The following is a 21,313-nucleotide window of genomic DNA, read 5'->3' as shown; positions in this document are numbered from 1 at the left end:
GTTCATTATTTGTAAAAATGAATTATTGCCAATTAACAAAAATAGGAAAACTCCTTGTCGTTTTCCTAAATACAACAAAAAGGTGCAAAAAAGGACAGAAACCTCCCTTTAACAGTAAAGAAGGTCTCTGTCCTTGCACCTGAAAGTTTACCTAAATCGGCTGTCCCCTTTGGTGGCTGGTATCATCCAGCACTCTCCAGAGCTGCGTCCAACAAGAGTTCTTTTGCCTGAGAGATTCACATAAGCTGCTTGCTCCTTCGGCGCTACAAAAAGTAGTCTCTCCCCTTGTTTTCATTCGCACTTATAATATTATTTTCCAATTTGGTCATACTAATTATACTTAAAAAATAGATTACCTTATTTAAATATTTAAAACTTTCAAAGCTATTATCATCCTACCATTAAAACAACATATCGGGCAATAATAATTTATCTTAAAAAGGAGCTGAAAAGGATGAATGTCGAAATTGAATTTGATTCCTCCTGGCAGGATGATTTTTTACATAAAATTGATCATGATGGACCCTGGGGAAATTGGGAGCTTTTTAAATTGGCCATCGATATTGAAAATCATTTGGTGGTCCCGGAATTCGAAGGTCTGCAGGCTCCAAAGCATCTGCCAAATTTGACGCCTCTCCCCCATCAGCTTGAAACGGCCAAGCAGGTGGTTGAAAACATGAACGGAAAGGCCATCCTTGCGGATGAAGTGGGTCTCGGAAAGACTATCGAAGCTGGGTTAATTTTAAAAGAATACATGATTCGCGGATTAGTGAAAAAAGTGTTAATTCTTGTTCCCGCCTCCTTAGTCACCCAGTGGGCACAGGAATTAAATAGCAAATTTTATATACCGGCTGTCACTCAAAGAAAAAGCTATGTTTGGGAACAATGTGATGTCGTTGTTTCCTCCATCGATACGGCGAAACGAAATCCGCATCGGGAGATTATTTACAAGCAAGACTATGACCTCATCATTATCGATGAAGCCCATAAATTAAAAAATAATAAAACAAAAAACTACGAATTTGTTCAAAACTTAAAAAAGAAGTTTTGTTTATTGCTGACGGCAACACCTATTCAAAATAGGATTGAGGAGATTTTTAACCTCGTATCCCTATTAAAGCCTGGTCACTTAGGGAATGAAACTGTCTTTTACGAAAAATATAAACGAGATTCCCGTTCCTTAAATGATGACCAGCATCTAAAAGAGCTAGTCAATAAAGTCATGATCCGCAACCGTCGTGCCGATACAGGAATCGAATGGACGAAACGGCATGTGGAGACGATACCGATTGAATTTACAAAATCGGAACGCGACCTGTATGACTCCATCTTAGAGCTTAAAAATGAGGGAGACTGGGTTCAAACGAGCAGTTTTTCTGTGATGACTTTGCAGCGTGAAGCATGCTCAAGCCGCGAGGCCGTTTTCTATACCTTAAAAAACATGCTTCTTAAAAAGGAAAACCCCACGCAGGCCTATCAAGAACAAATCAACTTTTTAATTAAAAAAGTGGAGACTGTCGAGCAAAATTCCAAGGCAGTAAAAGCCCTTGAATTAATTCAGAAAATAAATGATAAAGTGATTATTTTCACGGAATACCGGGCTACCCAATTATATTTACAGTGGTACTTAAAGCAGCACGGAATTTCCTCCGTTCCTTTCCGAGGCGGTTTTAAACGCGGGAAAAAGGACTGGATGCGCGAGTTGTTCCAAAAGCATGCCCAGGTGTTGATTGCTACTGAAGCGGGCGGGGAAGGGATTAACCTGCAATTTTGCAACCACATTATCAATTTTGATCTGCCGTGGAACCCGATGAGACTGGAGCAACGCATCGGAAGGATTCACCGCCTCGGTCAGGAAAAGGATGTCATGATTTATAATTTTGCCATCAAAAATACGGTGGAAGAGCATATTTTAAAACTTTTATACGAAAAGATTGATTTATTTGAAAAAGTCATCGGAGAACTTGATGATATTCTAACAAAACTAGAATTCGGAAATATTGAAGATCATATAATGGATATTTTTGGCGACTCCTGCTCTGAAGGGGAAATGCGGATTAAAATGGAGAATTTATCATCAATGATTGAATTTGCACAAAATATGAAAAAAGGAGAATCACATGCAGCAGCAGGAAATTCATAAGTTTCTTTTAAATTATTTTATGGCAAATGAATGTCCCATTGTCACCAATCACCCTGGATACTTAGATGTCCAACTAACAATTGAAATGGATAAGGAACTAATGAATCGGCCCTTTTACTGGCATTATTTAGAGAAAACTGGCGGAATACCGAATCCAATGAGATTGACCCTCATCACCAACCAAAAAGCAGCACCTGAAAATCTCAGAGGGGAAACCATCCATTTTGGTTCGCCCCGCCTGCATCAAGTTTTTGAGTCTACAAAAAATTTAGCCAGATATATAAGGCTTTATGAAAATCACGGCAACTCCGCCGTCCAGACTCCCTTGCTGCCATGGCTATGCATGAATGTTAAAATCTCCTATCAATGTGACCGTAAACGCGATATTTTTAAGTCAATCGGCCTTCAGCTTATTAACGGGAAAATGGTGGAGGATTTTCATAATTACCTGCTTAAAATTTCGTTAACGCCGAAAATCCCTGATTACTCGTTTACATTATCACCACTGGTTAAACCAAAAAGCGGAATGATTCGAATTGAAAATTATTTAAAATCAGTCATTGAAAATGATGACCATACCTGGGCCGATGAAGCAAAGATACGCTGGGAGAAGGATTTAGAACTGCTGAATCATTTTTATGAGGACATCGAAGATGAAAACGAAAGCTATGAGACAGAAAAACAGGCACTCAAGGATCAATATGAGCCGCGAATTCATATTTCCTTTATCAATGGCGGGCTGTTTTACTTAACAGAAAAAGCAATTTAAAAAGAAAACCCCAAGTCGTGAAATTATACTTGGGGGTTTTCTTTTTAAAGTCCACTGTCTTTCATTTTCCGTCTCTTAACCTCTGAATACACAATATAGGGAAGGATGCCAAACCAGCGATACCAGAAGGATGCTTTGGTCTGTTTTCGCTCGAGGCGCTGACGTTTTCGTTCGTCCTTTGGCTGGTCCGCATATTTGACAATTGTTTGCGTCATATATTTTACATAATCATTCGTTTTCATGTACACACCTGCCTTTAACTTACATTACAAGTATGTCCAAGGTTTATCCTTTCGAATCAATAAGTAATCCATTTAATTAGCTTTTTTGACCTCGTGTCAAAATATCCTTTCCCGTTTACCAATTCACCTGAATGAAGCCGGAGTGTAAAGGAAACTCTTTGGACATATCCTGACGGGGGATCGGCGAGAAAATCCATATTCCCCTTCTGAAATCCAAACGTTCCTTTAGATGGGATTGTTCCTGACACCTGGGCCTGATTTTCGAATTTCTTTACGGATGACAAGAAATAATACTCTTCCTGCAAAATAACGGCTGATTCGTGCGCTAGCTTTCTCTCCGACAGGAGCTTCTCCACCTCGATTGAAAAAAACAGCAGAAAAATGATCAACAAACATAATGTAAGGGGATAAGTGAAGCCTTTTTGGCTATTTTTCATGTGCTCTTATTCCAATCAATTAAAGAATAGGCGGTAACAGAATACTCTATTCCTTTCAAATCCTTTACCGTTACCTTTACCGCATTATTCACCAAAGCAAACGAATGCCAAGAAACATTCTGCAGGATGATTTCATGCCCCGTCGAGTTAACCCGTCTTCTTAAATTGTTGCCGTAAATTTCATAATAAATGGTTTCTCCGTCTTTTGTTAAGATCAGCCGATTGGAAACTACCTCAGCCTTGGTCGACCAGCGGATTTCTTTTTTTATTTGGCTGCAGAAAACCTCCCATTCCATTGCCTGAAGGCTGGATTGATTCTCCTTATTGTCAAGAATAAGTTGAAAGAGAGGTGTCATATAAAAAACAATAATTGAAAGAATCACCAACGAAAACATTACCTCAATGAGCGTAAAACCTTTTTCATTCGAGACTGCCACAGATTTCATTTTCCAAATGTAAGGACGTTTTTTCAACTTTAACGCAAACCTCCTTTTGCCCGAAGGAGTCCTTCCAAATAATTTGATAACCAATCTCATTTTGTACCAATGTATAATTGGCAAATGTCCGATTATCAATTAATTTTGCCTCCAGTTCCTCATACATGATCTGCCTCATCTTTTTCTCAATCTCCAAATTTACGGATTGCTTTCTTAAATCCGTGACCAACGGAATGAAAACCAAACAAATCAAAAACATTGCTGATAAGGACAGCAGCAATTCTAATAAAAAGAACCCTTTATTGCTCTGTAACATAAAACCGGCCTTTTCCAATTAAAATGGTCATTCGATAAGTCTTCTTCTCAGTTTCTATGAAGAAAGAACCAAATTTATTTACATTTCCATCAGGCTGAAATTTGAAATATAAGGGCATCGAACCTTCGATGATATGAAAACTTGAGGAGTAGCTTCTGTCGAGCAGATGCGGCTGGTCAGAGCGCAAAACAAGCGAGTATTTTGATTCGTTAGGTAAAATGACGACCGACACTTCCTGCTGATGGGACATCGCATAGGACTGGGCATAAAATAAATCCGCTTTTAATTGGGTTAATAAGGCTTCATCCTCGACCAGCGTATGCTGTGGCTTTACCGAAAAAACGGTTACCGAGGACAAAATCATGAAGATGGACAGGACCACTAGAGACTCGGCTAAGGTGAATCCCTGTTGATTGTATTTCATTAATTTGTAGAGGTGTCTGCGGCCGTTTTTGTTTCGGTTTCCTTCAATGTAACAGTGCCATCAGCCTCAATCACAACTTCTTTCCCCGGGCATCCTTTGGCATCTTTTAAATATCCCGCACTTTTTAGTTTTTCAATTGTCGCTGGTTCATTTTTTTCCATTTCATAGGCCTGTACCTGAGCCTCGACCATTTTCTGAAAGCCTTCACAGCCCTTAGTCTTTATATTTGCGTTATGTCTAGCGACGTTTGGAATTGTAATAATTAAAATTACAGAAATCACGAGCATAACAATCATCATTTCTATCAGTGTAAAACCAGCCTGTTTATTTCTTTTAATATTTTTCATTTTCCTAAACCTCCATTTTTAAAATTAAATTCCATCAAGCATATGAAACATGGGTAAAAGGATCGCTAAATACATGGAAACAACTAATAAACCGATAAACAGATAAAGAATGGGCTGAATCGTCCTTAGGCTTTTTTCAATTAGTACTTCCAGGTTCATCACACAATGCTTGCTAAAAAAGAGCAATTCCTGTTCCAATTTGCCATTTTCCTGGCCGTGTTTAATAATCATCGGAAAACCCTTGTCAAAAAAAGTCATCGAAGCCAATATGGTTTCCAATTTTTCGCCCGTTACAAGCTTGGCCTTAATTTCTTTACCAAGTTCACTGTAAAAAGGCTGTCTTTTATTTTCCTCAAAGAGACCCAAGCTCTCTGAAACTGAAATTCCGCCAGATAAAAGGAAGCTTAATTGAATGGAGAAATAATGAGTAAACAGCAATTTGAGGATTCTGCCGATAAAGGGCAGACGCACGAGCATCATTCGCTGCTTTAAAATGGGATAGTTTCGGAAGATAAAATAATAATAAATTGCTGTTGCCAATAAGAATGTAAGCAAAGCACCAATGACCATGGGGAAAATTTTATCAAAAGCATAGATGACCTTAGTAAAAAAATTTTCCTCCAAACCAAGAGATGAGAAAAGTTCTGTAAACCTTGGCAACAATGTATTCTCTAGGAAAACGAAGAGAATCCCGGTAATAAAAAGCAGCAATACAGGATATTGAAGCAATTTTAAAAGCTTATGCAGATCCTTCTCCTTTAACAATGCGAGACGGCTGCCCTCAAGCAGCGCTTCTGCAAAACTCCCGTGTTGCTCAGCAAAGTAAACAAAACCGGTTAAATCCTTGTGAAAGCCAAGCCTTTCAAGGACCTCATGAAACGGCAGCCCGTTTTTTAAAACTGTTAATGATTGATATAACTCCTCCTTTCTTTTCTGAGGCAAGTACAATGCTATGGAATCAATTGCTTCGGCAATTGGATATCCCCGTGCCAACAGCTCGCCAATTTGTTTTAAGAAGTTGGCTTGCTCAGTTACAGACCATTTATGATTCTTCATCATAAACCAGCCTGTCGTATTCAGATTCCTGAATAAATCCTAAGGCAATCCCTTTTTTAATGACATCCCGGATTGCCCGATAATGGGTTTCAACCTTCTCTCCCTTTGCAGCTTTCATGGCGTTATTCAAATTTTTCCCGGCCAAAAGCTCAAACACACTCGCCCTCTTCCACCTTCCATACGAATAACAAAATGGAGTGCATTCACCCTCGCAAAATGGACAGGTTAATTCAACAAGTCTTTGGGCAGTCACCGCAATTAAGGTCTGTTCAACCTCCAGCCAATTCACCCCAAATTCGTGCAGGCGGAACACCGCTCCCTTCGCATCTCTAGTGTGCATCGTTGAAAGCACTAAATGCCCTGTTAAAGCTGCGCGTACAGCAATCCTAGCTGTTTCTGCGTCCCTTATTTCCCCGACCATTATGATGTCCGGGTCGTGCCTTAAGATTGCTTTGAGGCCGGCCGCATAAGTGACACCAGCTTTTTCATTCACTTGTACCTGCAGAACGGAATCGTAATTTTTTTCAATCGGGTCTTCAAGTGTAATAACATTGCGATGGAATAGGTGGGCGGTTTCATTTAAAAGAGAATATAATGTAGTCGTTTTCCCTGAGCCAGTCGGCCCAGTAAAAATTATTAAACCGTGTGCATGTTTTAATAAAGCTAGAAGTTTTCTGGTCATTGCAGGGAATAAGGAAAGTTGATGAAAAGGGATTTGCTCCTGCTGGGGTAATAGCCTGATGACAAGGCTTTCGCGTGTATTCGATGGTAGGGTAGATAGCCTCAGCCCCATTAATTGTCCGTTAACCTCACAAAAAATTGCACCGCTTTGCGGACGTCTTCTTTCGCCGATATCCATATTTGCTTTAAATTTAAAATGGGAGATCAATTTGTCGCATTCATCTTTTGGAAGGGATAATAGAGGAATGAGTTTGTTGGTTAACCGGATTTGAACGAGTGTGTCATTTTGCCTGGGAATTATGTGAATGTCAGTTGCCTGGTTTCTTGCAGCGTCACGAATAATTCTATCAGCTAACATTTCAATTGAACTAACAATGGGAATCACCGCCTTTAAATTTCTTTTCTGATATTTCGACAATCTTTTTACCCTTCCTTCTTTATTTTAAAAAAGTTTTTTTGTAAAGAAAAGGAGTATATTTCTAATTTTGTTACAATTTATCGTCAATAATTGTGAACATTTTCTAAACATATAGTGTTTACCTTGTTAACCTCATTCCCACTTTATAATCGCTGTATTATAATGGAATAAATCATGGGGGTCCGAGGTGAAACGAGATGGAACAAACGTTAAAAATTACTAACGTGTTGTCAGATCCAACTAGATACTACATTTATCAATACATTACGAAACGCCACAAGGAAGTAACCGTTCAGGAGATCGCGGATAATTTCAACATCCACCCGAATGTAGCAAGATTGCATCTTTCTAAGCTCGAAGACGTTAACATGCTGGTTTCGGAAACAAAGAAAACAGGTAAAGGCGGACGGCCAAGCAGATTATATCGTTTGTCAGATGATGTGATCCAGCTCCACTTCCCATTCCGAGATTATATGCTTTTATCAAAAGTGGCCATTCAAACGATGATTTCCCTTGGCGATACTGGAAGGGATGCACTTTATTTAACAGGGAGGCGTTTTGGGGTTGAAGTGATTGAGCAGGAAAAAGCAAAAAAAGCTCTTGGCGATGAATTAAATTTTGATGAAAAGCTAAGCATATTAAAAAATGCAGCCACGCTAGCAGGCTTCTATCCGGAATTTGAAGCAAATGGGGATGAAACGAAAATTTATTTCTCGATTTTCAATTGCCCATTCAAAGAAATAGCGGAAGAACATACCGAAACTGTCTGCAATATGCATCATGAATTTTTAAAGGGAATGTTTGAAGCGCTGTTTGATTCCGTCGACCTGATTGAAAAGGAAAATATGATTGCTGGCTGTGAAACTTGCTCTTATCAAGCATTTGTAACAAACTAATTCTGAAACCATTATTTACATTATTCCTTCTTTTACTTATAATATTGTAATGATGGTATCGAAAGGGTAAAAGGAGGGGATACATATGGACCGCATGTTCAGAGTATGTGGTTTCTGGACGGGCATTTTTACTGTGATGTTATATCTTGGCGATTTAAACAAAACAGCATTGCTTTTCCTAGCCCAAACAGGATTCTTCGTTCTACTTAGTTATCTTAAATTGTCTGAACGTATGTATATGTATGTGTTCGGAGCATATCTAACTATTTTCTTTGCTGGCTTTACATATTGGACTACGTTCATGATGCCGCTTGGTGGGGGACACTAAGAAAAATAAAAACGCCGTTTACGGCGTTTTTATTTTTGATTTTTAAATAAATTTATATCCTGCGTTTCCATTCCTTTTTCCTGAATAACAATATGAAAATAAGAACTCATCCCGCCCGGCATAATTAAACTGCGAATCGCCCGATTTCTTTTGCTGACCTCAGAAAATGGATTAGGGTCATAATGGTTCTCAAGCTCCTGAAGGATTCCTGCCTTCAACAGAAACTCATCCTGACGCAGCATGGTGACAAATTCTAACGCTAACTGTCTCCCTTTTTCAATCAGGTAGTCGAAATGGATATGCGTGGTGATATCCATCGCTCCAGGATTTGCTAAGATATTATCATACATTTGATGCTGAAAAAATCCTCTTAGGCTTCCGGTCGACTTTGCTGGATGCATCCATTCCTCATTGGTATAACCATAATCAGCCGTTACAATCAGCCCTTTTTTGATGGCTGTCGCAATGGAACCTAACATCACCTTCATCGCTAAAGGCACTTCAATCCGCTGCCTCTCTTTTAATTCCAGCCCGCTTTCCTGCAAAAACTGCAAAATAGCTGGATTGGTCAATGGAACCCTTTGTTCAACAAATCCTTCGTTTTGAATGCCTACCATAACCTCAAGCAATTCACCATTTATTTTTTCAATGACATGAACCGGGAGGGCATCGAATAGCTCATTTGAAAAAATCATTCCTTCGAAGTCCTTTATAGCCGTTATATCCTCTACTTGAATAACTGAAGGATATTGATTTAATAAATTTTGTTGCAGTCTCCGATGGTAGGGGCTTGTTTCGACAATGACATAGTGTAAAGGTCTTTTTATGGATTCCTGCCACTCCTGCAAAAATGCATGGGCAAAGCGTCCGTTTCCTGCGCCAATTTCGCAAAAGGCATTAGGAAGTCCCGTTTTTTCGCAAATATAAGAAAACCATTTTGCCGCCAACCTGCCATATATATCTGAAATATTGCTGGTTGTAATAAAATCACCCTGCCGTCCGATTTTCTGCTGATCTCGCATGTAGTATCCATATTCCGGATGGTAAAGAGCAGCACTTATATAATCTGCATAGGTAATCAATTGGTTGGGTGAGTGTTGAATAAAGCTCTTTATGTACGAAATCATATTTTTCTCCTTTTAAGTTAACACTATTGACACAGTGCTAACTTTGGTATATTGTAAAGTTAGTAGCTTAACAATATCCCCTCCCATTATATGAATAGAAACATCCCCCGAAAGACCCTTTCCTAAATGGAATAGGGTCTTTCTATTTATTCCCGAGGTCTTGCTCCAGACTCGCTCTGTTTTCATATTAAAATCCATTTAAAAAAGTGTTGCTGTCCATTTCGTCTGCGATGGTGGTAACTGGTCCGTGACCTGACAATACATATGTTTCTTCTGGTAATGTTAACAACTTATCATGGATACTTTTTAAAAGCTGGGCATGATTACCCCCTTGAAGGTCCGTACGTCCTATACTGCCTTGAAATAAGGCATCACCAGAAATCACAAACCCTTCCTTTGCAAAATAATAAGACACACTTCCTGGTGAGTGCCCAGGAGTATGACAAACGTTGAATGTAAATTCACCGATGTTCATTTCCCCTTCATCCTTGATTAGATGATCAGCTGCATTGGCTTTAATAGGTTCAATTAACGGGAAAAACTGTGATCCATTTAGAGCTGGATCCCCTAACCACTTTTCTTCTTGTTTATGTATATAAACCGGAATTTGATAAGTGTTTCGGACGTCCTCAACTGCCCCAATATGGTCAAAATGCGCATGTGTCAATAGCACGGCCAGTGGTTTTAATCCTCTGGTGTTTAAAAGATTCAACAGCTTTTTTCCATCACCGCCAGGGTCGACAATTAAGCATGTTTTATCTTTGTTTTCAACAATGTAACAATTTGTTTGAATGCTCCCTAAGGGAATTTGCTGCCACTTCATTACTTTACCTCCAATTTGGATTTGCACTAGAATTATTTTACACTATATTCATGTCTTGGAGAAAGAAATGAATGAAATACAAGGGGGAATGAGAATGAAACCGGCCATTGCGGTTGAAGCTAAGGGAGAAATAGAATTTCTACCTGAGATTAAAGAGTTATTATTAAATGAAACAAACATAACCTTCCAAAAAGATAACATGTTTATTTATCTCAATGCCGATGATGCGGACTATGCAAAAGAAATTTTAACGGCTGCAGAATTGTTTGAGGAACTGCATCAAGTCATTCTCACTAATAACGGAATATTAGGACCGTATTTCGAGGATTTTGGCATTCAGTTATTAGACGATTGCTATTGTTTGTTTAAAGCAGATTTGCTTTATTTCTCATTTACCGCAGGAAACCCAAATGATATTCAGATGGCCAAATATCAGGTAGAAGAGCATTTGGTGTTTGAAACCATCCATAATGAGACAGCTTTATTTTTTTTAGAGACACATAATAAAGAACTGATTCAGAATATTGCTAAGGCATATAAAACTGTTCTTTCATTTACTATCGACAAATGAAAGAAAAAAATATAAAATAAGAGGCGAATGTATATAATATTGTTACATAATTTTCTAATCATGCAGCTGTAACGACCTTATTTTTTGAAAAGGGGGATTATTCATGGGATTGGTCATCATTTTCGCGTTAGTAACCATTCTGGCAGCAATTGGAGGGTTTCGTGCACTTAAAAGAAAAAATCTATTGGGTGCATTCTGGGGGATCGCTTCCTTCGTAGTATTTGGATGGTTTACCGTTATGACTCTTATCAACTCAGGGTACCCAACTGGTACCCACTAAAAAAAGACTGCCCTTGGCAGTCTTTTTTTATGATTATTCCTTGACCAAGTCGAAAATTTTCTTGGTATCCAAATCAATGATTTTATCAAACCGCTCTCCATATAAAATCGTTTTTCCTGATGGTGAAATCATTATTGGAGCATTTTTAAGGCCGGTTAAAATTATTTGGCTGCTGTCTTTCTTCAAATCATAAGCAACAAGATTAAAACCTTCCGTGTACACATCAGCTTCTCCATCTTTTACTGCGTTTAAAGTAATAAATTCCTTCTCCTTCTCGTTATAATCAAAATAAGGGACGAGCCAATCAGAATATTTCGTCAGCAGTGGGTTTGAAAAAGAATAGATTTCCTGCAAATCTTTATCCAAGAAAGAATAACGCGCTAATTGGCTGTGGTCATTTATCTCAATTTTGAGAAGAAGATCTTTAAATGTTGAAAATTGTAAAACAGTCGGAAATAACGTTTTTTCCACCCCATTATTTAACCCCTTCTTAATCAGCGGGGCAAATAAAGAAGGATGTTCTTGATCCCAATTTATAAAAGCAAGTTCATTTGCACTCATCCATTTATTAAATGGTTGCGGGAGTGACAATTCCTTTTTCTCACCAAATTTGAAATCCAATAGGAAAACGTTAAAATCCCAATCTTCACTGAAAGCTGATACAAGCACTTTTGAGTCATCATATGGATTCCATTCAAAGGATAACTCGTAGGATGGAAACGACTGCTTAAGTTTTTCATTTCCCTTCGTATCGATTATTGTTACTAAACCCTCGTAGGAAGATGGCGAAGAATGAATTAAAATAAAGCTTTTGGAAGGACTAATTTGGACGGTGACAATCGGAAATTCACTTTTGTAGATTAACTCGCTTTTCCCCGTCAAGAGATGATAACGATATACATTAGAAGATTGTCCGACATTGGTGATATAAACTATTTCCTCCTCTGTCAGCCAGCCAAAACTTTTATAAAATTCACCATCCGGAATGGAAATGGGGATTACCTGCTGATCACTTTTCTCTGTATTCGGCGCCTTCGGCTTTTCTGTGCCGGCAGAGCCTTTAGACTTTATCTGCTTATGGTCAGCACACGCACCGAGCAGGAGGGTTAAAACGATTAAAAACACAGTTATTGCTATACCTCTTGGAGCGCTTTCCTTTATTTGAATCATTTTTTCCCTCCCCGCCAATTTCCTCTCTATACTTAGTACGAAAAAGCAGCCTATTTTGTTTCAATTATATTAATTTCATTACAAAAATAGGAAAAAAGCCGCAGAAAATTCGGCTTTTTTAAATATTCAAAGTATCCTTCTCATTTTCTAATTTATTTCTAATTAGCCAGGCTGCTCCAAGCACTCCAGCGTCATTTCCTAAATTCGCGATTGCCAGTTTGGTGGAGTTTCTCACAGGTGTAAAAGCAAACCGCCTAAAATTCTCCATTACAGGCTCTAACAGAATCTCTCCTGCTTTGGATACTCCACCGCCCAAAACTATTTTCTCCGGATTAAGCAGATTAGCAATATTGGCTAAAGCAAGCCCTAAATGGATACAAACCTCCTGAAGGATAGAAAGCGCCAGTTTATCATCCGTTCTTGCTGTATCAAAAACATCCTTTGCTGTTATCTTCCCATTTTTCACATAAACATCCGCTAAAGGGCCCTTAGCTCCATCCTTCTGAATTTCTTCAAGCGCTAGCCGCACAATTCCCGTTGCTGAAGCAACAGTCTCAAGGCAGCCCGTTTTTCCGCAATTACAAGGTGCTCCTCCGAATGGAATGGCAGTGATATGGCCAATTTCCCCGGCGGCCCCGTTTACTCCCTGAACAATGTTTCCGTTTGAAATCACACCGCCGCCTACTCCAGTCCCCAGTGTGACACAAACCAGATTCTTCGCACCGCTGCCGGCACCCTTCCACATTTCTCCCAAGGCAGCGCAGTTTGCGTCATTTTCAACAGCAGCAGGAAGTGATGTTGCTTTCTCCAGACTATCCTTTAGCGGAAAATTATCCTTCCAGCCCAGGTTAACTGTATTTAAGATCACACCTGTATCATAGTCGACAGGGCCAGGAGCGCCCATTCCAACCCCTGCCAGCATATCTTTCGGATGATTTAGCCCAAGCAATTTTTCTTCTATCGATTTGGCAATATTACTCGTAATATACTGGCCCTCATCCGAATTATCGGTTGGAATTTCCCATTTGTGAATAATGTCCCCATCCATCGTGATAAAAGCTATTTTCGTTGTTGTCCCCCCTAGGTCAACTCCCACTATCCATTTTTTTGACAATATTCTCACCTATTTCTTTTGTCCTTGTTCTTTTAAAAATTGGATTTCATGTCTTAAGATTAACAGGGCCGTTTGATATTCTTTCGGCTCCATAAGCTGTGACTGATACAGTTCTTTCAGTTCAGCCTCCATCAGCTCAAGGTCTGCAACCCTATCGCCAATATAAATGATGGTTCCAAACCTTTTTAGAAATTGTTGAATTTCATAAACCGTTTTCATTGTGGGTCTCCTTCATTCCTAGTCAACAAAAAGTATAACCTATGCCAAAATTGACCTCAAGGCAAATCTATTCACTGCCCGATGTTTTTATCTGTTGATTAATTTCATCAACCAAATTTGTATATTCTTTTTGGTTCGGGTTTAACTTGACTGCTTTTTCGGCATTGATTTTTGCGTCATTTAGATCATTTTCCTCGAGATTTATTAACGCCAAATTAAAGTAAGCTTGATGAAATTTAGGATCAAGCCGAATAGCTTTCTGCAAATGGATTTTGGCGTCCGTAAGCATTTGCTTTTTTATTTCAACGTAGGATAAAAGAAAGTAGGTTTTCTCTGTTTCGGACTTTGAACGATCCTCAAAATTTTTTAAAACACTGTATGCCTTATCGTAATTGTTTTGTTTGATATACTCCTGAGCCAGCAGGATTTGCGAATCTTCATCCTGTTTTTGCCCTGAAGCACTAAATCCATAGTTTAAGGAGCCCCAAACAATACCTGCACTCATGATTAAAAAGATAAGCTGAAGCAGAAGCTTTGATTTTTTTGGGAGATTGACTACACCGGCAGCCAGAAATCCTCCGGCCAAACCGCCTAAATGGCCGGCATTATCGATGCCAGATGCTGAAAATCCAAATACAAGATTAATAGCGAGAACGACAATTACATTTAGCCCCATCGTTCGAAAAAATAATTTGGGGTTCATCACGCCAAAATAAAGCAAAGCTCCAAAACACCCAAAGATGGCTCCGCTTGCTCCAGCAGATAAATGCGTACTAAACAAAAGACTCGCGATGACGCCAGCTACACCAGCAAATAAATAAATAAGGAAAAAACGGATTCTGCCGAAGATTTGTTCGACAGCCGTGCCCAAAAAATACAATGCCAAGGTATTCATCGCCAAATGCAAAAAACCGATATGAAGAAAAACTGGTGTTATGAACCTCCAGTATTCTCCTTCATAAATTAGCTGATTAACTTTGGCCCCATATTTGATTAAGGTAGAAGTATTTGTACTTCCCCCATTTAATTCCAGCCATACAAAAACGGCCAGCTGAATCACGATAAACACATAAGTAAAGAAAGGCTTGCTATAAGTAAGGACTGCCTTTTCCCTTTTTACTTTATTTACAGCCGCCCCCAAAGTTAATCTTTTAAGCTCTTCTACTTCATTTTCCGAATAATCGTTTTGGATATCAAAATGGATGTCTTTTTGCAGCCGATCTGCAAGAACCTTCAAGCCTGTTTCCCATTCTCCCTTCGTTAATAGGAAAGAACTGACTGATGTTTTACTTCCTTCAGCAAAAAGGTAGGGATGCCTCAGCCGAAATTCATACTCATCTACAGGTGGAAATTCACTGATATAAATATTAACGATATCCAGTTGAGGGCGCCCTAACTGCTGGCGGATTCTTTCTCCATTAGCTGCTGCAAACTCGATATCTCTTTGCATAACATTGCTCCAATCAAGATTTTCAAGATGGACTCTAATGATTGGGGCTTTTTTGTTTTCCAATTTTTCCAGCCATATTTCCTTTTGGTTCTCAAATAATTGAATAATCCGATAGTCTTGTTCAGAAATAAAAGAAAAGACAAGCCTCCAAAAAATATATTCCTCTCGATTAATGGCTCTCCCCTGCTTTCTTTCATATCAATTATTTTATAAATATTTGTATTCATTTTTGCCTTGTTTCTTTCATTATAACCGAAACTAATGGCTTTACCGTTTGAATAGGCTCTAAAACCTGAGATGTTGATTTTCTGTCAAAAATAAAAAACCATCTGCGGTTTTCACCATTCAGATGGTCCTCCAAATACTGATTGCATCATTCTTCGTTTTATTCCAGGCAGACTCATCATTGAGCTAACCGCAATTCTCCTCAACCAACCGGAAGAAAGGAGTGTGTTGATAATACGGTATCTAAACCTATAAGCAAAATAACCAAGCGAACCAATCATTAAAATAGAAGTCAGCATTCGAGACATTTTTATCCCTCCTGCCATTATTTTGTGATTCCGACTGAAAGATTATCCAAACGTTCCAGAAAAAAATAGAAATTTACTCGGAATAAGAAAATTTATTTACCGGCAGGAAATGCGGAATTCATTGTCTTCTTTAAAACATCGACAGAATGAATAAATTTCTGTTGTTCCTCTTCACTTAATTCAAGCTCTACAATATCTCTTACACCATCCCTGTTCACGACGGCGGGAACGCCAATATACAGATCCTTTTGTCCATACTCTCCATCGAGATAAGCAGAAACCGTCAGAACAGAATTTTCATTCTGTAAGATTGCCTTTGTTAATCTCACAAGTCCCATAGCAATTCCGTAATAAGTGGCACCTTTTTTCTCAATGATATGATAGGCGGCATCACGTACATTCAAAAAAATCTGATCAAGTTCTTCCTGTCGGAACCCGTCCTTGCTTTCTGCCCATTTAGAGATAGCTGTACCGGCAATATCAGCATTACTCCATACGGGAAGTTCAGTATCCCCGTGTTCACCGATAATATAAGCATGAACATTACGTGTATCAATATTGAAATAATCACCAAGTAAGAAACGGAACCGGGCCGTATCTAGAATAGTCCCTGAACCAATTACACGTTCTTTTGGAAATCCGGAAAATTTCCAAACTGCATAAGTAAGGATGTCTACCGGATTAGTAGCAACGAGGAAAATCCCATTAAATCCGCTGGCCATTATTTCTTCAACAATTCCCTTAAAAATTTTCGTGTTTTTTTCAACCAGATCAAGGCGGGTTTCACCTGGCTTTTGGTTAGAACCGGCTGTAATAACTACGATGTCCGCTTCACCACATTCGGAATAGTCCCCGTACCAGATTTTTGTATGTGACGGCGCAAAGGGGAGACCGTGATTTAAATCCATCGCATCTCCTTGGGCTTTTTCTTTATTTAAATCAATTAAAACGAGTTCTTCAGTAATACCTTGATTTAAGAGGGCAAAGGCGTAGCTTGAACCCACAAATCCTGCTCCGATTACGACTACCCTGTTCACACGATTCAACAAACTAAATCCCCCATTAATAAATATTTTTAAAGCATTTGAGCGACAAATATTGCTATGGCCGCTGCCATCAAACCGGATAGAAAATTAACCATATCATTATCCACCAAAGAAATGCCCTTAATGCGGGAAGTCGACAGACCGCAATGGTTTCTTTTTTCTGTTTCTATTCCGCATTGCTTGCAGACATAAGCCTGTTGATAAAATGCCCCAAATAATGTATCAATGACATTCCCAATATAGCCAAATAAAAATACCAACATTACATTAACGAGACTTAACTGAAATAACCAAAAACTAACCAATGCAATAATCAGTGACCCCAGTAGTGCTGCCGTACTGCCAAGCAAACTGACTGCCCCAGAAGTGCCCTTTTCTACTCGCTTAAATGTCCGAATAAAAATCGGCTCTTTCCTGCTTAAACTGCCAATCTCCGAAGCCCAGGTATCAGAATTGGAACTAGCCAATGAAACAATAAAGCCAATTACCCAGCCTTCTCCTGGATAAAAATAATGGCAGATACTAAATAATGCAGCCATGCCGCCATTGGCGATTACCTGGCGCCAATCCCTTGTAGAGCCTTTTGCTAATTTCTCTTCCAATTCCCTTTTGGCAAAACTTTTATATTTTGACCAGAAACTTGAGGAAACAAAAAACACCCCTAAAATAATAAGCCCCTTGATCCCGAATCCAGCATAAATGGCAAGACCGACGAAAATGGCTGCAATAGCGCCTGAGGCTGTCAGCGATTTTTCCCGGTAACCAGCTAAGCCTCCTGCAAGGAGGACAACAATGATAAGGATTGGAACAATCATACAGTTTTGATAACCTCATTTGTTGTAACAATTTTTGCTACTGGGATATCATATTGTTCAACAGGAAATTCTGGAATCAATTGCTCTTCGAAGGCAAGGGATAAGGTGTTCCCGGAGTACCCTGTTAAAAATCGGTCGTAGTATCCGCCGCCAAAGCCTAAGCGGAATCCCGAACGAGTGTAGGCAAGCCCGGGTACGATGAGAAGGTCAATTTTATCTGGACTGACTTCAGTAGTTTGTTCTACATTTGGCTCAAGCAATCCATAGAAAACGGATTCTAACTGAGAAAACTCAGTTAAGCTTCGAAAAGATAACCTTTTTTCCTTCGGATAACATTTTGGAACAACAACTTGCTTGCCTGATTCCCATGCTTTTCTAATAATTTGATATGTATCGACTTCTGGTGTCCTGGAGATGGTAATGCCAATCACTTGCGCTTGCTCCCAATCTTCCAATTCAAAAAGCCTGCAAGCAATTTTATAAGAGTAATCCTCATAAATAGGTTTTGTGAGCTTTGACAGCGATTCTTTCATCTGTTGACGAATGGAATTTTTATCGTGCATTTTTAGAGCGCCCCCTTGTTTTTAGGCAACAAAAAAAGCAACAGGAAGCCCTGCTGCTTATTTTGTTTCGCGGTGTACGGTTGTACGCTTTTCTCTTGGGCAATATTTCTTAAGCTCAAGACGATCTGGGTTGTTGCGTTTATTTTTGTTTGAAATATAGTTACGGTCTCCACACTCAGTGCAAGCTAACGTAATATTTACACGCATGTCTATTTCCCTCCAAACGATTAAGCTGTTCGTTCATACGACTTTTCTATAATATCATTTTTCGTTTGGAAATGCTAGTGGGTTTTTTAAAAGTGCTTGTTCTATTAATATTAATTCCTTTTTACTCGAGCCGGAAATCGTCCAGGCATTCATTTTCTGGGTTTCCCGAGAACCAAGGGACATTTTAACGGTATAAATGCTTGCTGCAGGCCCTTTTGCCATTGGCTGGTATCTTAAGGCTCCATTCTCCAATGAACTCCAAATTTGGTCGGTATACGCACTCCAAAGCGGAATGGTTGTATACTCACTTAATCCCGCTCCATTAAAATTCCCATTGACGAGAAATACCTTATGGTCATGGACGTGAAAAATTTTGCCTTCTGCTGGTGAAATAAACGTGAGGCTGTCTGTGTTGACATTAGAAAAATGATGCATGACAATGACTTTAATGTCCTTCTTGATATTGCTATGATTACTAATATAAACGCTGAAGAAGCGAATTTTAGAATGGATCGGCTCCGGTTTAATCCTTAGAATTAAGCCTTCTTCATAGATGACTTTTTCGGCACTATTATGCAGAAAGTAGCATTTTCCATTTACCCAGATGCCGAGAACTATTTGCAGCTGCTCCATTAAACCATGGCGGTTCGTGTTTTGTTTACTTTTTTGGGACTCGATTAATTCCTTCATCACTGCACCTTTCACCTAATTATTTTTTCATAGTTTCATTTACTTTTTTCTGTAGAGCCATATCTCCCATCACTTTGCCAGTCTCCGAAGCAATTCGGCTCCAGCCATATAAGCTTTTTACAATTTCTTTGCCATTAGAGCCGATTTCCTCGGCAATGGCTGGATTTTCCGTAAGATAGCCGATCTGTTCAAGCATGCTTTCAGCATCCCCCGGATTCATCAACAGGCCCGTTTGCAAATGCTTGATAATTCCTTTCATGCCACCCGTATTGGAAAGAATAGTTGGTTTTCCAAACACCATTGTTTCCAAGGCAACAATTCCAAAGGGCTCGTACAAACTAGGAATAACAGCCATTGAACACTTGTCAATTAACGTATTTCTCTGTTCATCTGTAATATAGCCGACAAATGCAATCTGGCCGGCCAATTGCCTTTCCTGAACTTGCAGGCGGTAAGTTTCGAGCATTGGCCCCTTTCCGGCAACAACAAAAAAGTAATCCAAACCCTTTTCCTTGGCAATTGCCCCTGCTTCAATAATCGTTTCAAATCCTTTTTCCTTTACGATTCTGCCAATTGAAAAAATATATTTTTTTTCTTGCAGGCAAGAATTTACCTCTCCGGCACCCATATTTGAACTCGGCTCTTCAACCCCGTTTGGTATGATGATTACTTTTTTATCATCAGCCTGAAATACGCCAGCAAGGTGCTCCTTCATGTAGCTGCTGCAAACAATTAGCTGATTTGATTCGCTCATTAATTGCTCTTCTTTTTCATGGATAAATCTTTGGGTTTCCGTAAAAATCCCATTATTCCGGCCATGCTCCGTTGCATGAATGGTCGTTAAAAGCGGAATGTCCAGTAACTCCTTCAAAGTAATGGCGGCGGCACCTACAAGCCAATCATGGGCATGTATCAAGTCAAAAGAGATTTCTTCTGCCAATTTTTCCGCCCGAAAAGCCATCGCTAAATTAAGTCCGCCAATCCATGACAGAAAGTTTTCGTCCAGTTCATTGATTGGGAAAACACGGTGTATGTTTACTTGGTTCACGATTTCATGGTCAGGAAACTTACTGTCTCCGGCAGTGATGACATGAACCTCGTATCCCATTTTCGCCATATGAACTGATAATCCGTATACATGTCTCGCCAAGCCCCCAACTACATTCGGCGGGTACTCCCAGCAAAGCATCAGTAATTTTATATTTCTTCCGGATAATCGACTTTGCTTCAAATCAGCCTCAGGGACAAGCATGTTAGGCATTTTTATTCTCCAAATTGGTTGATTCTTCATAATAACTATACGTACTGACATGGCTTCGCCACTTCGGAGGGCTATCCTCATACCGTTTAAATTGCAGTAAATCTTGATAAAATTCATTCCCGCTTGGTATCTCAGCCGCTGGTGTTTGAATACAATTGGACCTGTATAGAGGGAAAAATCCTGTTCCCGGCAACAGCACACCTAGCTCCGCTATAAAGCTTCTATTTCCTGTTAATCCTTTAACAAACCAATACCCGTTCTGATAAGGAACATTGATTTCATAATAATGGTGAGCATTTTTTCCATTAAAAATGATATCTTTCACATCGTAAACCCTTAATACAGTAACTAACTCCTCAAAAGGTTGATTGAAATATAAACGAACGATTTTTTTGGGTGTTTCTGAAAAATCCCAATAGAGAAACATTTTTTGGGGTGTAACAAGCTTGGCTGTAAGTTCACCCTTTAGAGGAACAAAGGTTTGTGGAGTAGATGTAACCGAAGATTTTTCCTGGTTCAGGTTATTTTGAACATGGAGACTTTCACTATTATCTTGGTTCTCGCTTTCCATCCATTTATTCCAGCTGTATTGGACTTTCCCAACGGTAGTGTTAAGTTCTACGGCAATCTTACGAAAGGAAAGTCCCTTCCTTCTTAATTCGATAATTTCATTAATCATGGTTTCCTCCATTCTGCAAACAAACAATATATGCATTAAAATAACAATTTATTCCTATCAGTCGTTTATTTAATCGTAACACCAGAATGAGAGTCAGACAATGAACGCAATTTGTCGTATTTTGCCTAAGCCATATGCAAAGCGTGTTTGCCACAGGGAAATTTTTATTAACTTATAAATTATGCGAATTTCAATTAAAAATCGACAACATAAATGAAAACTCGCCGATTGGCGAGTCCGTTAGGACGAAGACAGAGGCGTAGTTGAATTT

The 21,313-nt window shown here is 39.2% G+C and carries 28 protein-coding genes and 2 riboswitches; of the genes, 6 read left to right on the top strand and 22 right to left on the bottom strand.

All coding sequences use genetic code 11. The features are described 5' to 3' along the window. Positions 1-125: 125 nt before the first annotated feature. Positions 126-202: riboswitch (glycine riboswitch) on the bottom strand. Positions 203-205: 3 nt separating this feature from the next. Beyond that, positions 206-295, bottom strand: a riboswitch (glycine riboswitch). Positions 296-454: 159 nt separating this feature from the next. Beyond that, complete coding sequence (locus KHA99_RS24970; RefSeq protein WP_213120193.1) at positions 455-2,143, top strand: DEAD/DEAH box helicase; 1,689 nt, start codon at positions 455-457, stop codon at positions 2,141-2,143. Further along, positions 2,121-2,912 carry a YqhG family protein gene (locus tag KHA99_RS24965; RefSeq protein ID WP_213120192.1) on the top strand — a complete coding sequence of 264 codons (792 nt, stop codon included), beginning with the start codon at positions 2,121-2,123 and terminating at the stop codon, positions 2,910-2,912. The genes KHA99_RS24970 and KHA99_RS24965 overlap by 23 nt, the downstream gene beginning before the upstream one ends. Before the next feature lie 44 nt (positions 2,913-2,956). Here KHA99_RS24965 and KHA99_RS24960 read toward each other — a convergent pair whose 3' ends face one another. From KHA99_RS24960 to comGA, 8 genes are read right to left on the bottom strand one after another with little or no spacing between them, the layout of a single operon-like run. Beyond that, positions 2,957-3,154 carry a YqzE family protein gene (locus KHA99_RS24960; RefSeq protein ID WP_213120191.1) on the bottom strand — a complete coding sequence of 66 codons (198 nt, stop codon included), beginning with the start codon at positions 3,152-3,154 and terminating at the stop codon, positions 2,957-2,959. 56 nt (positions 3,155-3,210) lie between these two features. Next, positions 3,211-3,591, bottom strand: coding sequence for a competence type IV pilus minor pilin ComGG (gene comGG, locus KHA99_RS24955; RefSeq protein WP_213120190.1), 381 nt, complete (start codon positions 3,589-3,591; stop codon positions 3,211-3,213). Next, a complete protein-coding gene (comGF, locus tag KHA99_RS24950; protein ID WP_249366886.1) occupies positions 3,588-4,064 on the bottom strand; it encodes a competence type IV pilus minor pilin ComGF in 477 nt (158 codons plus the stop codon). Before comGF ends, comGG begins: the two co-directional genes overlap by 4 nt. Then, the gene (gene comGE / locus KHA99_RS24945; RefSeq protein ID WP_213120189.1) at positions 4,012-4,344 is read right to left on the bottom strand and encodes a competence type IV pilus minor pilin ComGE; all 333 of its coding nucleotides are present in this window, start codon (positions 4,342-4,344) and stop codon (positions 4,012-4,014) included. The genes comGF and comGE overlap by 53 nt, the downstream gene beginning before the upstream one ends. Continuing rightward, a complete protein-coding gene (gene comGD, locus KHA99_RS24940; protein ID WP_213120188.1) occupies positions 4,328-4,768 on the bottom strand; it encodes a competence type IV pilus minor pilin ComGD in 441 nt (146 codons plus the stop codon). The genes comGE and comGD overlap by 17 nt, the downstream gene beginning before the upstream one ends. After that, positions 4,768-5,115 (bottom strand): competence type IV pilus major pilin ComGC, encoded by a 348-nt coding sequence (gene comGC, locus KHA99_RS24935; RefSeq protein WP_213120187.1) that lies wholly within the window; start codon positions 5,113-5,115, stop codon positions 4,768-4,770. Before comGC ends, comGD begins: the two co-directional genes overlap by 1 nt. Positions 5,116-5,139: 24 nt before the next feature. After that, complete coding sequence (comGB, locus tag KHA99_RS24930) at positions 5,140-6,171, bottom strand: competence type IV pilus assembly protein ComGB (RefSeq protein ID WP_213120186.1); 1,032 nt, start codon at positions 6,169-6,171, stop codon at positions 5,140-5,142. Further along, the gene (gene comGA / locus KHA99_RS24925) at positions 6,158-7,210 is read right to left on the bottom strand and encodes a competence type IV pilus ATPase ComGA (protein WP_213120656.1); all 1,053 of its coding nucleotides are present in this window, start codon (positions 7,208-7,210) and stop codon (positions 6,158-6,160) included. The genes comGB and comGA overlap by 14 nt, the downstream gene beginning before the upstream one ends. Positions 7,211-7,467: 257 nt before the next feature. Between comGA and KHA99_RS24920 the strand changes: the two genes are divergently transcribed. Next, complete coding sequence (locus KHA99_RS24920) at positions 7,468-8,166, top strand: helix-turn-helix transcriptional regulator (protein WP_213120185.1); 699 nt, start codon at positions 7,468-7,470, stop codon at positions 8,164-8,166. A gap of 85 nt (positions 8,167-8,251) precedes the next feature. Further along, positions 8,252-8,494, top strand: a complete 243-nt coding sequence (locus KHA99_RS24915) for a DUF2626 domain-containing protein (RefSeq protein ID WP_213120184.1) — start codon at positions 8,252-8,254, stop codon at positions 8,492-8,494. 29 nt (positions 8,495-8,523) lie between these two features. On the opposite strand, the gene KHA99_RS24910 is transcribed toward KHA99_RS24915, so the two are convergent. Beyond that, complete coding sequence (locus KHA99_RS24910) at positions 8,524-9,621, bottom strand: class I SAM-dependent methyltransferase (RefSeq protein WP_213120183.1); 1,098 nt, start codon at positions 9,619-9,621, stop codon at positions 8,524-8,526. A gap of 187 nt (positions 9,622-9,808) precedes the next feature. Further along, positions 9,809-10,444, bottom strand: coding sequence for an MBL fold metallo-hydrolase (locus KHA99_RS24905; RefSeq protein WP_213120182.1), 636 nt, complete (start codon positions 10,442-10,444; stop codon positions 9,809-9,811). 94 nt (positions 10,445-10,538) lie between these two features. Here KHA99_RS24905 and KHA99_RS24900 point away from each other — a divergent pair, with 94 nt between their 5' ends. Both KHA99_RS24900 and KHA99_RS24895 read left to right on the top strand, forming a co-directional pair. Further along, a complete protein-coding gene (locus tag KHA99_RS24900; protein ID WP_213120181.1) occupies positions 10,539-11,015 on the top strand; it encodes a hypothetical protein in 477 nt (158 codons plus the stop codon). Positions 11,016-11,118: 103 nt separating this feature from the next. After that, a complete protein-coding gene (locus tag KHA99_RS24895) occupies positions 11,119-11,295 on the top strand; it encodes a DUF2759 domain-containing protein (RefSeq protein ID WP_213120180.1) in 177 nt (58 codons plus the stop codon). A 33-nt stretch (positions 11,296-11,328) separates the two neighbouring features. Here the strand turns inward: KHA99_RS24895 and KHA99_RS24890 are convergent, their stop codons facing one another. From KHA99_RS24890 to KHA99_RS24835, 12 genes are all read right to left on the bottom strand, one after another. Further along, positions 11,329-12,465, bottom strand: coding sequence for a YqgU-like beta propeller domain-containing protein (locus KHA99_RS24890; RefSeq protein WP_213120179.1), 1,137 nt, complete (start codon positions 12,463-12,465; stop codon positions 11,329-11,331). 118 nt (positions 12,466-12,583) lie between these two features. After that, positions 12,584-13,579, bottom strand: a complete 996-nt coding sequence (locus KHA99_RS24885; RefSeq protein WP_213120178.1) for an ROK family glucokinase — start codon at positions 13,577-13,579, stop codon at positions 12,584-12,586. A gap of 9 nt (positions 13,580-13,588) precedes the next feature. Next, positions 13,589-13,798 (bottom strand): YqgQ family protein, encoded by a 210-nt coding sequence (locus KHA99_RS24880; protein ID WP_213120177.1) that lies wholly within the window; start codon positions 13,796-13,798, stop codon positions 13,589-13,591. A 67-nt stretch (positions 13,799-13,865) separates the two neighbouring features. Next, complete coding sequence (locus tag KHA99_RS24875; RefSeq protein ID WP_249366885.1) at positions 13,866-15,248, bottom strand: rhomboid family intramembrane serine protease; 1,383 nt, start codon at positions 15,246-15,248, stop codon at positions 13,866-13,868. A 338-nt stretch (positions 15,249-15,586) separates the two neighbouring features. Then, entirely contained in the window at positions 15,587-15,781 is a 195-nt protein-coding gene (gene yqgO, locus KHA99_RS24870; protein WP_213120176.1) for a protein YqgO, read from the bottom strand. Positions 15,782-15,873: 92 nt separating this feature from the next. After that, positions 15,874-16,830, bottom strand: a complete 957-nt coding sequence (locus KHA99_RS24865; protein ID WP_213120175.1) for an L-lactate dehydrogenase — start codon at positions 16,828-16,830, stop codon at positions 15,874-15,876. A gap of 26 nt (positions 16,831-16,856) precedes the next feature. Beyond that, positions 16,857-17,642, bottom strand: a complete 786-nt coding sequence (locus KHA99_RS24860; protein WP_213120174.1) for a DUF92 domain-containing protein — start codon at positions 17,640-17,642, stop codon at positions 16,857-16,859. Next, the gene (locus KHA99_RS24855) at positions 17,639-18,205 is read right to left on the bottom strand and encodes a 5-formyltetrahydrofolate cyclo-ligase (RefSeq protein WP_213120173.1); all 567 of its coding nucleotides are present in this window, start codon (positions 18,203-18,205) and stop codon (positions 17,639-17,641) included. Before KHA99_RS24855 ends, KHA99_RS24860 begins: the two co-directional genes overlap by 4 nt. Positions 18,206-18,262: 57 nt before the next feature. Further along, positions 18,263-18,412, bottom strand: a complete 150-nt coding sequence (gene rpmG / locus KHA99_RS24850; protein WP_082692947.1) for a 50S ribosomal protein L33 — start codon at positions 18,410-18,412, stop codon at positions 18,263-18,265. A gap of 54 nt (positions 18,413-18,466) precedes the next feature. Beyond that, a complete protein-coding gene (locus KHA99_RS24845; protein WP_213120172.1) occupies positions 18,467-19,105 on the bottom strand; it encodes a hypothetical protein in 639 nt (212 codons plus the stop codon). A gap of 16 nt (positions 19,106-19,121) precedes the next feature. Further along, entirely contained in the window at positions 19,122-20,363 is a 1,242-nt protein-coding gene (locus KHA99_RS24840) for a glycosyltransferase family 4 protein (protein ID WP_249366884.1), read from the bottom strand. Continuing rightward, positions 20,356-21,042: a DUF4912 domain-containing protein gene (locus KHA99_RS24835; RefSeq protein WP_213120171.1), complete on the bottom strand. Its 687-nt coding sequence runs from the start codon at positions 21,040-21,042 to the stop codon at positions 20,356-20,358. The genes KHA99_RS24840 and KHA99_RS24835 overlap by 8 nt, the downstream gene beginning before the upstream one ends. Positions 21,043-21,313 lie beyond the last annotated feature (271 nt).

It is taken from the genome of Neobacillus rhizophilus (assembly GCF_018343535.1).
Taxonomy (GTDB): domain Bacteria; phylum Bacillota; class Bacilli; order Bacillales; family Cytobacillaceae; genus Neobacillus; species Neobacillus rhizophilus.
This window is presented reverse-complemented; position numbering and strand designations above follow the sequence as displayed.